Consider the following 14,377-nt stretch of genomic DNA (forward strand, 5'->3'; position numbering starts at 1 on the left):
AGCGGATGGCGGCGCAATCGCACTCGGTTACGGCGGTCTCGCTGCGCGGGGTCGGCAAGACATTTGCGAACGGCGTTTCCGCGCTGTCCGATTTTTCCTTCACCGTGCGTGACGGCGAATTCGTCTCGCTGCTCGGTCCGTCCGGCTGCGGCAAGTCGACCGCGCTGCGCATCATCGCGGGCCTGATGCCGCCGAGTCTTGGGCAAGCGGACGTGCTCGAAGGGCGCCGCCGCGCCGGCGAAATCGGCTTCGTATTTCAGGAGCCAACCCTGATGCCGTGGGCGACCGTCGCCGACAATGTGCGGCTTCCGTTCCGTCTGCGCGGCGACGCGGGCGGGGACACGGAGCGCAAGGTCGCGCAGGCGCTCGAGCGGGTCGGCCTTGCCGGATTCGCGGGCGCCTATCCGCGCGAACTCTCCGGCGGCATGAAGATGCGCGTCTCGATCGCGCGGGCGCTGGTCACCGAGCCGAGTCTCTTGCTGATGGACGAGCCGTTCGCCGCGCTCGACGAGATCACCCGCTTCAGGCTCAACAACGACCTGCTGGCGTTGTGGCGGATGCTTCGTTGCACCGTGATCTTTGTGACGCACTCGGTATTTGAATCGGTCTACCTGTCGCAGCGCATTGTCGTGATGACGCCGCGTCCGGGCCGCGCGTTCCGCGAGCTTGTCATCGATGCGCCTTATCCGCGCGACGAGGCGTTCCGCACCTCGGCGGACTATGCCGGCTATTGTCGCCGCGTTTCCGAAACGCTTGCCGAAGCGATGGCGGACAACACAGGGGAGGCGGCATGAGCGTCGCCTCCCGCATTTTCTTACCTGCCATCGTGCTGCTGGCCATCGTTCTCGGCTGGCACGCCGTGGTCGCGATCAATGACATTCCGCCCTTCGTGCTGCCGGGGCCAGGCCTCGTCGCTGCGACGCTTGCGTCCGACTGGGGCGTGCTCGGCCCTTCGCTGCTGACGACGCTGGTGACGACTTTCGAAGGCTTCCTGCTGGCGGCCTTCGGCGGCGTCGCGCTCGCCGTGCTGTTCAACCAGTCGCGGCTGGTCGAATATTCGCTTTATCCTTACACGGTGATCCTGCAGGTCACGCCGGTGGTCGCGATCGCGCCGCTGTTGCTCATTTATCTGCCGCAGCACGTCGCGGTGCTGGCCTGCGCCTGGATCGTCGCGTTCTTCCCGGTGCTCGCCAACACGACGCTCGGCCTCAACTCGGCCGACCGCAATCTGGCCTCGCTGTTCGAACTGTACGGCGCCTCGCGCTGGCAGGTGCTGTGGAGCCTGAAATTGCCGTCGGCGCTGCCGCAGATTCTGACGGGCCTGCGTATCGCCGGCGGGTTGTCGCTGATCGGCGCGGTGGTGGCCGAGATCGCGGCGGGTTCGGCCGGCGCGGGTTCGGGTCTCGCCTATCGCATCGCGGAGTCCGGCTACCGCCTCAACATTCCGCGGATGTTCGCGGCGCTGCTGCTGCTGTCGATCGCCGGCATCGCGATCTTCGCGATGCTGAGCTTGCTGTCGCATCTGTTGCTGCGGCGTTGGCACGAAAGCGCGCTCGCCCGCGAGGCGTGAGTCAGCCGAGGGCGTAGCGCGCGGCGGCGCCGAGCACGGCCATAGTAATCACGACTTCGATCAGCCCGCGATGCAGGCCGAACATCAGGAGCGCCGCGATTGCCGCGAGTGCAGCGGCCTTGATATCGAGCGCCAGCAGATCGAGCGCATAGAACCGAAGCGGCCCGGCATGGACCTCGCGCACCTCGCCGAACAGCACATGCAGCGCGAACCACACCGAAAGATTGAGAATAACGCCGACGACAGCCGCGGTAATCGCGGCAAGCCCGCCGGCAAGCCGATGATTGGCGCGCAGCGGTTCGACGTAGGGCGCGCCGGCGAAGATCCAAAGCATTGAAGGCACAAACACCACCCACACCGTCATCGCCGCACCAATGACGCCTGCCGTCACCGGATCGAACGGCGCGCTATTGCGGAACGCGGCGAGGAAGCCGACGAACTGCGTCACCAGGATGAGTGGCCCCGGCGTCGTCTCGGCGAGACCGAGGCCGTCGACCATTTCGCGCGCCGACATCCAGCCATGCACGTCGACCGCCTGTTGCGCCATATAAGCGAGCAACGCATAAGCGCCTCCGAAACTCACCACGGCGAGTTTTGAAAAGAAGGTGCCGATACCGACAAGCACATGGTCGGGACCGAACGCCAGCGCCGCGAGCGCGACCGGCATCCACCAGATCGCGAGCGCAACGGCGACCGTGATTGCCGTGCCGCGCAGCCGGCCACGCGCTGCCGGCGAAGCCGGCACGTCGCCCTTGAGCGCCAGCCATTCCGGCCGCGCCCGCGCGAGCGCGTAGCCCAACGCGCCCGCTGCGACCACGATCAGCGGAAACGGCAGCGCCAGGATGAAAATTCCGATGAAGGCGGCGCAGGCGACCGCGACAAGGAACGGCGACTTCAGTGCGCGCTTGCCGATGCGGATCAGCGCTTCGACGACGATCACCAGCACGGCGGCCTTGATGCCGAACAGCGCGCCGTCAATCAGCGGCACGCCGCGCCCCAGCGCGTAGAGCAAACTCAGGGCAAGCATCACGATCGCGCCCGGGACGATGAACAGGATGCCGGCGATGAGTCCGCCGCGCAGTCCATGCAGCAGCCAGCCGACATAGGTCGCCAGTTGTTGCGCTTCCGGTCCCGGCAGCAGCATGCAGAAGTTCAGCGCGTGCAGGAAACGCGGTTCGTGGATCCATTTCTTTTCGTCGACCAGCACGCGGTGCATCAGCGCGATCTGGCCCGCCGGCCCGCCGAATGACAGGCAGCCGATCCTGAACCAGACGCGCAGGGCTTCTCCGAGCGTGGGGCCATTGCTTGCGGCGGCGCTGTCGATTTTCGTGACCATCGGTTACGCCGCTTTCGCCGGCCAGTTGTGGCGTTCGGCGGCGGCGTGGCGCAGCCAGGCGAACAGCCCATCGTAGACGAGGAAGCCGTTCCGGAGCAGGCCGTGATCGTCGTCGCCGGCTAAAGCCGACAGTCCGAGCGAAACCGCATGCAGGCCGGCTGCTTCCGGCGCAATGTCCGGCCGGGCGGTGTCGGCGCCGCGCACGATCAGCGCGAGCCGGGTCAGCGAGAGGTCGCTCTCTAGTCCGAACAGCCGCAGCATCGTGTCGAAGCTGCACCGCTCGCCGTCGTGGCTCAGTTCGACGCCTTCGATGTCGAAGGGCGTCGCGCCGGTTTCGCGGGCGGTTGCTGCGACCTCAGGCGGGTCGACGAACAGAACGCGCGCCTCGCGATCGAGGAAGCGGCGGATCAGCCACGGGCAGGCGATGCGGTCGATTTTCGGCCGCCGCCGCGTCACCCAGAGGCTCGGTCGCTGCGGCGCGAGCCGGTCGAGCGGAGCTTTCGCGATCGTCGGCAGGCCCGCGCCGACCCAGCCGGCGTAGCCATCGTGAAGAACGCCGGCGCGAAACCCCGCGGCGCGCAGATGCGCGGCGGTCGACTGGCTGAGTTCATGGCCGGCCTTGCAGGCGATGACTATCGGCGTCGATGGATCGAGTTCTTCGCTCCACGACGCCACGCGGTCGAAAGCGCACCAGCGCGCGGTCGGGATGATCGCATCCGAGCCGTCATAGACCTCGCGCCGCCGCACATCGAGGATGACCGGCGCATTGGGCGTGCCGATCGCGTGCCAGAGTTGTTGAGGTGTGACGAAGAATGGCGAAGCCAAAGACGAAGCAAGCATTGCCCCCTCCGGAATTCGAAGGAGGCGGTGCTTGGGCAAGATGCCTTGGCAGAAAGCGGGGCGACCGCCGCAGGCCCCACGCTCGATAATTTACGCGGGTTGCACGGCGGCGGCAAGAGCAGTGGCTACATCAGATCCGGCAGCGGCAGCACCAGCGTCAATCCCGACAACAACAGCAGCACCAGCACCATCTTGCGGAAGGCCGCGTCGTCGAGCCGTCCGTAAAGCCGCATGCCGAGCCACAGGCCGGCGAGCAACGCCGGCAATGTGGTTGCGAAAAGCTTGAGCGTGTCGGCGGTCACCTGTCCGGCCGCCGCGAACGAGATCGTCGTCATCACGAAAGTTGCGAAGATGACCGGCTGGTAGACCGCGCGCTGCGCGTCCTTGCCGCCGCCGCGCAACTGGCACCAGACGGTGACGATCACGCCGCCGAGGCCGGTCAGGCCGCTGAGAATGCCGTTCAGCATGCCGGCCGCGCCGTCGGTGACCGGGTGCGGCGTCAGCGGCGTCAGGTGCGGCCGCGCGAGGTTGTAGACGCTGTAGACGATCAGCAGCACGCCGATGCCGAGCCGCATGCGCTCCGGTTCCGCGTAGCCGAGCAGGGCGGTTCCGATCGGGATGCCGATGGCGCCGCCGATGACGAAAGGCGCGAGCGTCCGCCAGTTGATGGCGTGGCGCACCTTCCAGATGCCGTAGCCCTGGGTGACGATGCCGGTGATGACCATCAGGACCGCGAACTGGGCGGGTGCCACGATGTGGAGCCAGACGCCAGAGACGACGAGGCCGAAGGCGAAACCGGCGATGCCCGACACCACCGCGCCGATAAAGCCGGCAAGGAGAAACAGCGCCAGAACACCGGCATCCATGAGGGTCGCGCTCTCTGAAGGGTAGAGGGTCGAGATTGGTGGGGCGGCGGATGGCTGCCATCTCGCGGGGAGGCTGCCCATCCCCCGAGGAACACACTATACCAGTCGTCAGCATGCTCACAATTGCAGCGGACGCCGGCCGCTGCCGGATTTGCGAATGACCAACCGAATCGATTTTGGCGGCCGCGTTGCGGCCGTCGCCGGCAGGCGAGCCATCTCTTGAACGACTCATCGAGCGACTTCGCGCGGCAGCGCCGGCAACGGCTGATCGGCATCGCCCTGATGTGCGCGACGGTCGCGTGCTTTGCCTGTCTCGACACGACCGCCAAGTATCTGGGTACGCATATGAGCGTGCTGCAGGTGGTGTGGGCCCGCTACACCAGCGCCTTCGTCGTCACGCTGTTCGTCCACAATCCGGTCAGCCATCCGCATCTGCTGCGCACGCGCCAGCCGTGGCTGCAGTTCGGCCGTGGCTGGATGCTGATCGGTTCGACGCTGCTGAACTTCCTCGCGCTGCGCTGGCTGCAGCTCGACGAAGCGCTGGCGATCATGTTCTCGACGCCGTTCCTCGTGTCGATCCTCTCGGGGCCGATGCTGAACGAATGGATCGGCTGGCGGCGCTGGATCGCGGTCCTCGTCGGCTTCGGCGGCGTGCTGCTGGTGACGCGGCCGGGATTCGGCGGGATGCATCCGGCGGCCTTCATCTCGGTCGCGGCGGCGGTGTGCTACGCGCTTTATGCGATCATGACGCGCATTGCCGCGCGCACCGACAGCAACGAGACGTCGCTGTTCTACGGCAACCTGCTCGGCGCGGCGGTGATGCTGCCCATCGTCCCGTTCGTCTGGACGACGCCGCAGAGCTGGTTCTTTGCGGGCCTGATGGTGGCGACCGGCATCCTCGGCAGCGTCGGCCATTTCATGCTGATCGCCGGCCACCGGCTGGCGCCGGCCTCGCTGTTGTCGCCTTTCATCTACACTCAGCTTATTTGGGTTATCACCCTCGGTTATCTGGTGTTCGGGCAAACTCCGACCGGCTGGACGCTGGCCGGCGCGGCGGTCGTGATTGCCTCGGGTTTGTACGTCCTTTACCGCGAGCGCGTCGTGCGTGGCGGGGAGGAAGCTTAAGTCCAGCCGGTGCGACGCATCGCGGCAATGCGCCCCGGTCGCCCTCGGGGGAGTTGCGCAGGCTTTCACGGGGGCGGTAAGTTCCGCTGCCTTGAGAAGGCAGGCCGGATTTCGAGGAATTTTCATGGTTGCAAAAACTGACCGGGCGGCAGGTTCTGGCGGCGCGGGGCTGAACGACGATATCGGCGAAGCCAAGCGGCTGGCGCTGTACCGCTCGCAAATCCGTTTGCGGGAGGCCGAGCAGCGCGCCTTCGATCTGTTCCTGCAGAACCTCGTCAAAGGCACGAGCCATCTGTCCCTCGGTCAGGAAGCGGTCGCCGCCGGTTTTGCTGAGGCGATGCAGAAGGGCGACCTGTCGTTCTGTACCTATCGCGGCCACGCCCACACGCTGGCGCGCGGCGTCTCGGTCGAGAAGGTGCTCGGCGAGCTGATGCAGAAGGACAATGGCCTGATGCGCGGCAAGGGTGGCTCGATGCATCTGACCTCGGAAGAGCACGGCGTGATGGGCTCCTACGCCATCATCGGCGCGCATCTGCCGATCGCCTGCGGCGCCGCCTGGCGCGCGCAGTATCGCGGCGACAAGGATGTGTCGGTCTGCTTCTTCGGCGACGGCACGACGAACATCGGCGCATTCCACGAGGCGCTGAACTTCGCGGCGATCTGGAAGCTGCCGGTTGTCTTCGTCTGCGAGAACAATCTCTATATGGAATACACGCCGATCGGCGACGTCACCGCGGTGCCTAGCCCGGCGGGTGACCGCGCCGCGGCCTACGGCCTGCCGAAGATCGTGGTCGATGGCAACGACGCCGATGTTGTCTATCGCGAGGCGCAGAAGGCATTTGCCAAGGCCCGCGCCGGCGAGGGGCCGTCGCTGATCGAATGCCTGACTTATCGCCATAGCGGCCACTCGCGCGCCGATCCGGCGAAGTATCGCCCCGAAGGCGAGCTCGAGCGCTGGAAGCAGCGCGACCCGATCAAGATCTATCGCGAGCGCCTGAAGCAGTTCGGTGTCAGCGATCAGACCATCGCCGATATCGATGCCGAAGTGCGCCGCGAGGTCGATGCGGCGACCGAGGCTTGCAAGGCAGCGCCGATCCCGCCGACCGACATCCTGTTCACGGATGTCTATGCGGACGGCGGCTGGGCCTGGAGGAACTGACAATGGCCGAGATCAGCTATCGCGACGCCGTCGCGCGCGGCATCGCGCAGGAGATGGCCCGCGACAAGGACGTGGTGTTTCTCGGTGAGGACGTCGCCAAGGCGGGCGGCTGCTTCAAGGCGACCGTCGGCCTGTTCGAGCAGTTCGGCCCGCTGCGCGTGCGCGACACGCCGATCTCCGAGCAGGCGATCCTCGGCGCGGCGATGGGCGCGGCGATGACCGGCCTGAAGCCGATCGCGGAAATCATGTTCTCGGACTTCATCGCGGTGTGCTTCGACTACATCGCCAACGAGTTTCCGAAGAGCCGCTACATGTCGAACGGGCAGACCAAGTGCCCGCTCGTCGTGCGCACCGGCAACGGCGCGGGGTCGCGCTTCGGCGCGCAGCACAGCCAGTCGGTCGAGAACTGGTGCATGATGATCCCCGGTCTCAAGGTCGTCGCGCCGTCCAATCCGACCGACGTGATCGGCTTGCTCGCCGCAGCGGTGCGCGATCCCGACCCGGTTATCTTCTTCGAACATAAGTCGCTTTATCCGATGAAGGCCGAAGTGCCGGACGGCGAGATCGTCGACACGCTCGGCACCGCCAAGATCGTGCGGCCGGGCAAGGACGCGACGATCCTCGCGCTGGCGCTGATGGTGCCGCGCGCCATCGAGGCGGCGGAGCGGCTCAAGGCCGAGCACGGCATCGACGCTGAAGTCGTCGACGTGCGCTCGCTGGTGCCGCTCGACACCAAGACCATTCTCGGCTCGGTCGCGAAGACCAACCGGCTGTTCACCGTCGAGGAAAATCCGCGGCTGTGCGGCTGGGGCGCGGAGATTGTGTCGATCGTCGCCGACGAGGCCTTCTACGATCTCGATGGCCCGCCGGTGCGCATCACCACGCCGCACATCCCGTTGCCGGCGGCCGATCACCTCGAAGACATGGTTTTGCCGACTCCGGACCGTATCGTCGAAACGGTGCGGCGGTCGCTCGGAAGCTAAAAGTTTTTGTCATTCCGGGACGGCACGGAGTGCCGGACCCGGAATCCAGACAAAAGCACAAAGTTTGTATCTGGATTCCGGGTTCGCGCTTTCGGCGCGCCCCGGAATGACGAGACGAAAGGTACGCATCATGTACGAAAACCTGCTCGCCAATGTCCCGACCGATCTCTGGATCGACGGCAAATGGCGCAAGTCTTCCGACAACCAGCGCTTCGACGTTACCGATCCGGCGACCGAAAAGGTCATCGCCTCGGTCGCGAGTGCGACCGTCGAGGACGCCAAGGCCGCGGTCGATGCCGCGCAGAACGCTTTCGCGGGCTGGGCCGCGCGCAAGCCGCGCGAGCGCGCCGAAATTCTCCGCAAGGCTTACGAGCTGACCATCCGTGACGCCGAACGCTTCGCCAAGCTGATTACACTGGAAAACGGCAAGGCGCTGTCGGACTCGCGCGGCGAGATCGCCTACGCGGCCGAGTTCTTCCGCTGGTACGCGGAAGAAGCCGTGCGCAATCTCGGCCAGATTTCGGTCGCGCCGGCCTCCGGCGCGCGCATCGTTGCGCAGCACCGGCCGTCCGGCGTCTGCGTGCTGGTGACGCCGTGGAATTTCCCGGCCGCGATGGCGACCCGCAAGATCGGCCCGGCGCTCGCCGCCGGTTGCCCGGTGGTGCTGAAGCCCGCTTCCGACACGCCGCTGACCATGCTGGCGCTGATGCCGATCCTCGAAGAAGCCGGCGTGCCGCCGGGCGTCGTCAACGTCATTCCGTCGCGCTCGTCCGGCAAGGTCGTCTCGACCATGCTGCACGATCCGCGCGTACGCGTGGTGTCGTTCACCGGCTCCACCGAAGTCGGCCGCAAGCTGCTGCATGAGGCGGCCGACAATGTCGTGAAGTCCGCGATGGAACTCGGTGGCAACGCACCCTTCATCGTGTTCGACGACGCCGATATCGATGCCGCGATCGACGGCGCGATGATCGCCAAGATGCGCAACATGGGCGAGGCCTGCACGGCGGCGAACCGCTTCTATGTGCACGAGAAAGTGCATGACGAGTTCGCGAAAAAGCTCACCGCCAAGATGTCCGGCCTCAAGATGGGCAACGGTCTCGACGATGGCGTGGCGCTCGGGCCGCTGGTGAATGCCGAAGGCCGCGACAAGGTGATCGAGCTGGTCGAAGACGCCGTGAAGAAGGGCGCCAAGGTTCTCACCGGCGGCAAGGCGCCGGGCGGCACCGGCTTCTTCTATCCGGCGACCGTGCTCGACAATGTGCCGGACAGTGCTGCGCTGCTGAACGACGAAATTTTCGGCCCCGTCGCGGCGATCCAGACCTTCAAGGCGGAAGACGAGGTCATCAAGCGCGCCAACGACACCGAATACGGCCTCGTCGCCTATCTCTACACGAAGGATCTGACGCGTGGCATGCGCGTCTCCGAGAAGCTCGACTTCGGCATGATCGGCCTCAATCGCGGCCTCGTCTCGGATCCGGCTGCGCCGTTCGGCGGCATGAAGCAGTCCGGCATCGGCCGCGAAGGCGCGCATGAAGGCATGATGGAATTCCTCGAGACGCAGTACGTCTCGGTGAGCTGGTAACCGGAAGACAGGGGCGGGTACGTGGACGTTCTGATGCCGCAACTCGGCGAAACGGTCGCCGAGGGCAAGATCACGAAGTGGTTCAAGCAGTCCGGCGATGCTGTGGCGCCGGGCGACAACCTGTTCGAGATCGAGACCGACAAGACCTCGATGGAGGTGCCGGCGATCGAGGCCGGAACGCTCGGTGAAATCCGCTATCAGGTCGGCGAGACCGCCAAGGTCGGCGAGGTCGTCGCGGTGATCGTCGGCGCCGGCGGTGCCGCGTCATCGTCGCCCGCGCCGAAGCCTGCTGCTGCCAAGGCGGCGCCCGCGAAGCCCGCACCGGCTCCTGCCGCCGCCGCGCCGAAAGCGCCGGCTGCGCCGATGTCGGTCGTAGCCGCGGCCCCGCAGCAGTCCCGCGACTTCGCCTATCCCAACATGCAGCCGTGGCGCGAAGTGCGCACGCCCGAGCGGAACTATGGCCGGGCGCGGACGGCGGGTGGTGGCCATGTCACGCCGCTGGCGCGCCGCCTTGCCGCCGAGCGCGGTATCGATCTTTCCCAGCTCAAGGGTTCCGGTCCGCACGGCCGCGTCGTCGCGCGCGACGTCGAGACGGCCGCGCCCGCGCGCGGCGGCGGCATCGCCGCCGGTCCGAGCGCCGCGCAGATCAAGGCGCTGTTCCAGAACGTCGAACACGAGGTTGTGCCGCTCGACGGCATGCGTTCGACCATCGCGCGCCGGCTGGTCGAGGCCAAGCAGACCATCCCGCATTTCTACCTGACGACCGATCTCGATATCGGCCGGCTGATGGCGATGCGCGAGGATGCCAATGCCGCGGCACCGATGGATGCCTCCGGAAATCCGGCCTTCAAGCTGTCGCTCAACGATTTCATTATCAAAGCCTGGGCGGCGGCGCTCATCCGCACGCCGGCGGCGAACGCCGTGTGGGCGGAGGACAGCATTCTGCGTTTCGCGCATGCCGATATCGGCGTCGCGGTGGCGATCGACGGCGGCCTGATGACGCCGGTGATCCGCAATGCCGACACCAAGGCCGTGACGGCCATTTCCGCCGAGATGCGCGATGTCGCCGAGCGCGCGCGCGCCAAGAAGCTGATGCCGGCCGAATATCAGGGCGGCGCCAGTGCGATCTCCAATCTCGGCATGTACGGCGTGCGCGAGTTCTCGGCGATCATCAATCCGCCGCATGCGACCATCCTCGCGGTCGGCACCACGCGCCGCGCGCCGGTCGAGGCGGAAGACGGTTCTGTGAAGTTCATCAGCCAGATGACAGTGACGCTGTCCTGCGATCACCGCGTCGTCGACGGCGCGCTCGGCGCGGAACTGCTCGCGACCTTCAAGAGCCTGGTTGAGAAGCCGGTGACGATCCTGGTCTAGTCTGCCTTACGGCAGCATCAGCAGCGTCGGCAGCCAACCAGCGTCGTGCAGGTATTCGAGGCCTTCCGCGACCGGGATCGCGGCGAGGAAGAACAGCGCGTCGAGGAAGGTCGTCATCACCAGCCGCGGCCGCACTTCGATGGTGTCGGTATCTCGCCATTGCGACAGCCGAGGCAGGAAACGCGGCACCCGCGCCATGTAGTCGCGATAGACCGCGCCGAAATTCACCGTCAGCGCGGCTTCTTCGCGCATCGTCGTCATCAGCAGCACCAGCCAGGCGATGAAGCCGGTTGCTGCCGCGAGCGCGATGCTGCCGACCTGCGCGCCGATGCCGACCGCGCCGATGATCGAGAACAGATAGAGCGGATTGCGCGACACGGAATAGGGGCCGGATTGCGCAAGCTCACGGTTCTTGCGGCCGCCGATATAGAGCGAGCACCAGGTCCGCCCGAGAATGCAGAGCACGATCAGGCCGAGCCCGGCCCATTCGATGCCTTCGTGGATAGCGCCGCCATCCTCCCACCGCGAGCCGCCGAACAGCAGGAAGACGATGCCGAGCAGGACGGCGGCCAGCAGGATCGTCTTGCGTGCCGTCTGCGACGGGCCGGCGCCGGCGTTGTCGGGATGGCTGAGGTCGGTCATGGAGGCTGGCTACCGGTGGCGACGAGGACGTCTGCTTGTTATCACATCTGAGCGAAAAGATGGCCACGGCAGGCCGGGGGCGGGCCTATGTCGAAGTCGCGGCGACTGCGCTAGTGTGACGGCAGCGCCGCTGCGAACCGGCATCCATGCCGGTTTTCCGCAAATTTTATTGTCTGATGACGGTCCGAAGGAGACGTTGAAATGGCTGGCGAGAAGCCGGATGTCCTGCTTGTAGGGGCGCGCAAGCCCGTCATCGTCAACGGCCTGACGCCGCATGTGAACCTGCACGTCCTGTTCGACCACCAGGACCGGGACGCCTTCATCAAGTCCGTGGGCGACAAGATTCGTGGCCTCGCCGTCGCCTATACGGCGAACAAGATCGACGCCGCTTTCATGCAGAAATTCCCCAGGCTCGAACAGATTTCGAGCTTCGGTGTCGGCTACGATCATATCGACGCCAAGGCGGCGGCCGAACGCGGCATCATCGTCACCAACACGCCCGAAGTGCTGAACGAGGAGGTCGCGGACACCGCGCTCGGCCTCTTGCTGTGCACGATCCGTGAGTTCCCGCAGGCTGACCGCTATGTCCGTGCCGGCAAGTGGCCGGCCGCCGGCTATCCCTTGAGCAAGGCGACGCTGCGGGATCGCACCGTCGGCATCGTCGGCATGGGCCGCATCGGCAAGGCAATCGCGACGCGCCTCGAGGCGTTCGGTGTTCCGATCGTCTATCACAGCCGCAATCCGCAGGCCGGCGTCTCCTACAAGTACTATCCCAAGCTCGTCGACATGGCGCGCGACGTCGACACGCTGATGGTGATCGTGCCGGGCGGGGCGGCGACGAAGAACCTCATCAATGCGGAGGTGCTGAAGGCGCTTGGACCCAAGGGCATTCTCATCAACATGGCGCGCGGTTCGGTGGTCGACGAGCCGGCGCTGATCGAGGCGTTGAAGAACAAGACGATCCACTCCGCCGGTCTCGACGTCTTCGTCAAGGAGCCGGAGGTTCCGAAGGAGCTGATGGAGATGGATCACATCGTGCTGTTTCCGCATCTCGGCTCGGCAAGCGAAGCGACGCGGGCGGCGATGGATCAACTCGTGGTCGACAACCTGATCAACTGGGCGTCCGGCAAGCCGCCGCTGACGCCGGTCGCCGAGACGCCGTGGCCGCCGAAAAAGAAGTAAAACGCCCATGCCGCGCATCGGGATCGCCGCGCTTGCTCTATCGCTGCTCGCAACCGGGCCGGCTTTCGCACAGGCGGCACTCGGCGAAAGCGCCAAGGAACTGATCGGCTCCTGGGAGTTCTCGACCGCCGACCGGCAGGCGATCTGCACCGTCACCTTCAAGGCGGATCGTGCCGGCAAGGGTTTCCGCGTCGAGTTCGACGACAAATGCGCGGCGGTATATGCGCAGGTCAAGGACATCGCGAGTTGGACCTTCCCCGACAATGACCTCCTGAACCTGCTCGATGCCGCCGGCAAGTCGCTGATCGAATTCAGCGAGGTGGAGTCCGGCATCTTCGAGGCGCCGGTGCCGGGTTATGGCGTGCTGTTTCTCCAGCAACCCGACGCCGCCACAACGGCGGCTGCGCCGGCGGCGGAACAGCTTGCCGGCGACTGGGCGCTGATGCGTGGCGGCAAGGCGCTGTGCGGTCTGTCCCTGACGATGACGCCGGTCGAGGACGAATATACGCTGACCGTGAAGCCTGGCTGCGACCCGGCTGTCGCGCGGCTGAACTTCGGCCGTTGGCGCGTCGATCGCGACGAACTGATGCTGCGGCCCGAGCGCGGCAATCCCTGGCGTTTCGAGGAAGACGACAGCAAAACATGGAGCCGGGTGCCGGAAGCGCCCAATCCCTACACGTTGGTGAAGCAGTAGAGCGACTCGGCCTGCTCACCCAGGAGAGAAAAGTGACACTCAATCATCCGATCTTCACGCGTTGGCCGGCGCAGTTTCCCGACCGGCTGCAACTCTTTTCCACCCCGACGCCCAATGGGGTGAAGGTCGGCATCATGCTCGAGGAGACTGGCCTCGCTTACGAGCCGCACCGGATCGACATCATGGCGAATGAAAGCCACGACGCGGCCTTTCTAGCGCTCAACCCCAACGGCAAAATTCCCGCAATCTACGACCCGGACGGGCCGAGCGGCACGCCGCTCGCGCTGTTCGAATCGGGCGCGATCCTCCTCTATCTTGCCGACAAGACGAGCCAGTTGATCTCGGCCGATCCGAACACCCGCTATGAAACGATCCAGTGGGTGATGTGGCAGATGGGCGGAGTCGGGCCGATGTTCGGCCAGGTCGGTTTCTTCAACAAATTCGCCGGCAAGACTTATGAGGACAAGCGCCCGCGCGACCGCTACGCAGCCGAATCGGCGCGATTGCTCGGCGTTCTGGACGAACGGCTCGCGGGCCGCGACTGGGTGATGGGCCCCGACTATAGCATTGCCGATATCTCGCTGCTCGGTTGGGTGCGCAACCTCATCGGCTTTTACGAGGCGCGCGAACTCGTCGGCTTCGATCGCTTTCGTCGTGTGCAGGCGTGGCTTGACCGCGGCCTCGCGCGTCCGGCGGTTCAGCGCGGGCTGCAAGTGACGGCGGCCTAGCGAGTCTGTCCGAGAGAGTCAGATCAGCTTCAAGCCTTTGAAGCTCGCATGGCCTTCCTTGCCGACGATGATGTGGTCATGCACGGAGATGCCGAGCGGTAGCGCGACCTCGACGATCGATTTGGTCATCTGGATGTCGGCGCGCGAAGGCGTCGGGTCGCCCGACGGGTGGTTGTGGAGCATGCAAGTGTGTCGTTTATGATGCTGATATTGCATAGAAATTATCGATGTCGTTCGCCACTGGTGCCGTGAAGTGGGGTATGTTCCTCATGAGCAATCGTGATCATCACGGCTAG

Annotated in this window: 15 protein-coding genes; 10 read left to right on the plus strand and 5 right to left on the minus strand. The window is 65.7% G+C overall.

What is annotated here, in order from left to right:
* The first annotated feature begins 5 nt into the window (after window positions 1–5).
* Both AB7F10_RS18720 and AB7F10_RS18725 read left to right on the plus strand, forming a co-directional pair.
* Window positions 6–794 (plus strand): ABC transporter ATP-binding protein, encoded by a 789-nt coding sequence (locus AB7F10_RS18720; RefSeq protein ID WP_428564752.1) that lies wholly within the window; start codon window positions 6–8, stop codon window positions 792–794.
* The gene (locus AB7F10_RS18725) at window positions 791–1,570 is read left to right on the plus strand and encodes an ABC transporter permease (protein ID WP_428564755.1); all 780 of its coding nucleotides are present in this window, start codon (window positions 791–793) and stop codon (window positions 1,568–1,570) included. Before AB7F10_RS18720 ends, AB7F10_RS18725 begins: the two co-directional genes overlap by 4 nt.
* Window position 1,571: 1 nt before the next feature.
* Here the strand turns inward: AB7F10_RS18725 and chrA are convergent, their stop codons facing one another.
* The 3 genes from chrA to AB7F10_RS18740 form a co-directional block, all read right to left on the minus strand.
* Window positions 1,572–2,906: a chromate efflux transporter gene (gene chrA / locus AB7F10_RS18730; protein WP_428564758.1), complete on the minus strand. Its 1,335-nt coding sequence runs from the start codon at window positions 2,904–2,906 to the stop codon at window positions 1,572–1,574.
* Window positions 2,907–2,909: 3 nt separating this feature from the next.
* A complete protein-coding gene (locus AB7F10_RS18735) occupies window positions 2,910–3,746 on the minus strand; it encodes a chromate resistance protein ChrB domain-containing protein (protein ID WP_428564761.1) in 837 nt (278 codons plus the stop codon).
* 125 nt (window positions 3,747–3,871) lie between these two features.
* On the minus strand, window positions 3,872–4,612 hold the full coding sequence (locus AB7F10_RS18740) for a sulfite exporter TauE/SafE family protein (protein ID WP_428564764.1): 741 nt from the start codon (window positions 4,610–4,612) through the stop codon (window positions 3,872–3,874).
* Window positions 4,613–4,831: 219 nt separating this feature from the next.
* Here AB7F10_RS18740 and AB7F10_RS18745 point away from each other — a divergent pair, with 219 nt between their 5' ends.
* The 5 genes from AB7F10_RS18745 (at window position 4,832) to AB7F10_RS18765 (ending at window position 10,835) form a co-directional block, all read left to right on the plus strand.
* Window positions 4,832–5,737: a DMT family transporter gene (locus tag AB7F10_RS18745; protein ID WP_428564767.1), complete on the plus strand. Its 906-nt coding sequence runs from the start codon at window positions 4,832–4,834 to the stop codon at window positions 5,735–5,737.
* 124 nt (window positions 5,738–5,861) lie between these two features.
* Window positions 5,862–6,896, plus strand: a complete 1,035-nt coding sequence (locus tag AB7F10_RS18750) for a thiamine pyrophosphate-dependent dehydrogenase E1 component subunit alpha (protein WP_428564770.1) — start codon at window positions 5,862–5,864, stop codon at window positions 6,894–6,896.
* Window positions 6,897–6,898: 2 nt separating this feature from the next.
* A complete protein-coding gene (locus AB7F10_RS18755) occupies window positions 6,899–7,879 on the plus strand; it encodes an alpha-ketoacid dehydrogenase subunit beta (protein ID WP_428564773.1) in 981 nt (326 codons plus the stop codon).
* A 106-nt stretch (window positions 7,880–7,985) separates the two neighbouring features.
* On the plus strand, window positions 7,986–9,461 hold the full coding sequence (locus AB7F10_RS18760; RefSeq protein ID WP_428564776.1) for an NAD-dependent succinate-semialdehyde dehydrogenase: 1,476 nt from the start codon (window positions 7,986–7,988) through the stop codon (window positions 9,459–9,461).
* Window positions 9,462–9,482: 21 nt separating this feature from the next.
* Entirely contained in the window at window positions 9,483–10,835 is a 1,353-nt protein-coding gene (locus AB7F10_RS18765; RefSeq protein WP_428564779.1) for a dihydrolipoamide acetyltransferase family protein, read from the plus strand.
* A 6-nt stretch (window positions 10,836–10,841) separates the two neighbouring features.
* On the opposite strand, the gene AB7F10_RS18770 is transcribed toward AB7F10_RS18765, so the two are convergent.
* Entirely contained in the window at window positions 10,842–11,477 is a 636-nt protein-coding gene (locus tag AB7F10_RS18770) for a methyltransferase family protein (protein ID WP_428564782.1), read from the minus strand.
* 201 nt (window positions 11,478–11,678) lie between these two features.
* Here AB7F10_RS18770 and AB7F10_RS18775 point away from each other — a divergent pair, with 201 nt between their 5' ends.
* From AB7F10_RS18775 to AB7F10_RS18785, 3 genes are read left to right on the plus strand one after another with little or no spacing between them, the layout of a single operon-like run.
* On the plus strand, window positions 11,679–12,659 hold the full coding sequence (locus AB7F10_RS18775; RefSeq protein ID WP_428564785.1) for a 2-hydroxyacid dehydrogenase: 981 nt from the start codon (window positions 11,679–11,681) through the stop codon (window positions 12,657–12,659).
* 7 nt (window positions 12,660–12,666) lie between these two features.
* Window positions 12,667–13,353 (plus strand): AprI/Inh family metalloprotease inhibitor, encoded by a 687-nt coding sequence (locus tag AB7F10_RS18780; RefSeq protein ID WP_428564788.1) that lies wholly within the window; start codon window positions 12,667–12,669, stop codon window positions 13,351–13,353.
* 32 nt (window positions 13,354–13,385) lie between these two features.
* The gene (locus tag AB7F10_RS18785; RefSeq protein ID WP_428564800.1) at window positions 13,386–14,081 is read left to right on the plus strand and encodes a glutathione S-transferase N-terminal domain-containing protein; all 696 of its coding nucleotides are present in this window, start codon (window positions 13,386–13,388) and stop codon (window positions 14,079–14,081) included.
* Between the two features lie 18 nt (window positions 14,082–14,099).
* Here AB7F10_RS18785 and AB7F10_RS18790 read toward each other — a convergent pair whose 3' ends face one another.
* Window positions 14,100–14,306 (minus strand): JAB domain-containing protein, encoded by a 207-nt coding sequence (locus AB7F10_RS18790; protein ID WP_428564803.1) that lies wholly within the window; start codon window positions 14,304–14,306, stop codon window positions 14,100–14,102.
* Window positions 14,307–14,377: the final 71 nt, after the last annotated feature.

This window comes from Pseudolabrys sp. (genome assembly GCF_050250095.1).
In the GTDB taxonomy this organism is placed as follows: domain Bacteria; phylum Pseudomonadota; class Alphaproteobacteria; order Rhizobiales; family Xanthobacteraceae; genus Pseudolabrys.

What these genes read in the sequence shown, in the direction of transcription:
- AB7F10_RS18780 (WP_428564788.1), top strand. Translation starts at nt 12,667, where the DNA reads ATGCCGCGCATCGGGATCGCCGCGCTTGCTCTATCGCTGCTCGCAACC.
- chrA (WP_428564758.1), bottom strand. Translation starts at nt 2,906, where the DNA reads ATGGTCACGAAAATCGACAGCGCCGCCGCAAGCAATGGCCCCACGCTC.
- AB7F10_RS18725 (WP_428564755.1), top strand. Translation starts at nt 791, where the DNA reads ATGAGCGTCGCCTCCCGCATTTTCTTACCTGCCATCGTGCTGCTGGCC.
- AB7F10_RS18735 (WP_428564761.1), bottom strand. Translation starts at nt 3,746, where the DNA reads ATGCTTGCTTCGTCTTTGGCTTCGCCATTCTTCGTCACACCTCAACAA.
- AB7F10_RS18740 (WP_428564764.1), bottom strand. Translation starts at nt 4,612, where the DNA reads ATGGATGCCGGTGTTCTGGCGCTGTTTCTCCTTGCCGGCTTTATCGGC.
- AB7F10_RS18760 (WP_428564776.1), top strand. Translation starts at nt 7,986, where the DNA reads ATGACGAGACGAAAGGTACGCATCATGTACGAAAACCTGCTCGCCAAT.
- AB7F10_RS18755 (WP_428564773.1), top strand. Translation starts at nt 6,899, where the DNA reads ATGGCCGAGATCAGCTATCGCGACGCCGTCGCGCGCGGCATCGCGCAG.
- AB7F10_RS18750 (WP_428564770.1), top strand. Translation starts at nt 5,862, where the DNA reads ATGGTTGCAAAAACTGACCGGGCGGCAGGTTCTGGCGGCGCGGGGCTG.
- AB7F10_RS18775 (WP_428564785.1), top strand. Translation starts at nt 11,679, where the DNA reads ATGGCTGGCGAGAAGCCGGATGTCCTGCTTGTAGGGGCGCGCAAGCCC.
- AB7F10_RS18770 (WP_428564782.1), bottom strand. Translation starts at nt 11,477, where the DNA reads ATGACCGACCTCAGCCATCCCGACAACGCCGGCGCCGGCCCGTCGCAG.
- AB7F10_RS18720 (WP_428564752.1), top strand. Translation starts at nt 6, where the DNA reads ATGGCGGCGCAATCGCACTCGGTTACGGCGGTCTCGCTGCGCGGGGTC.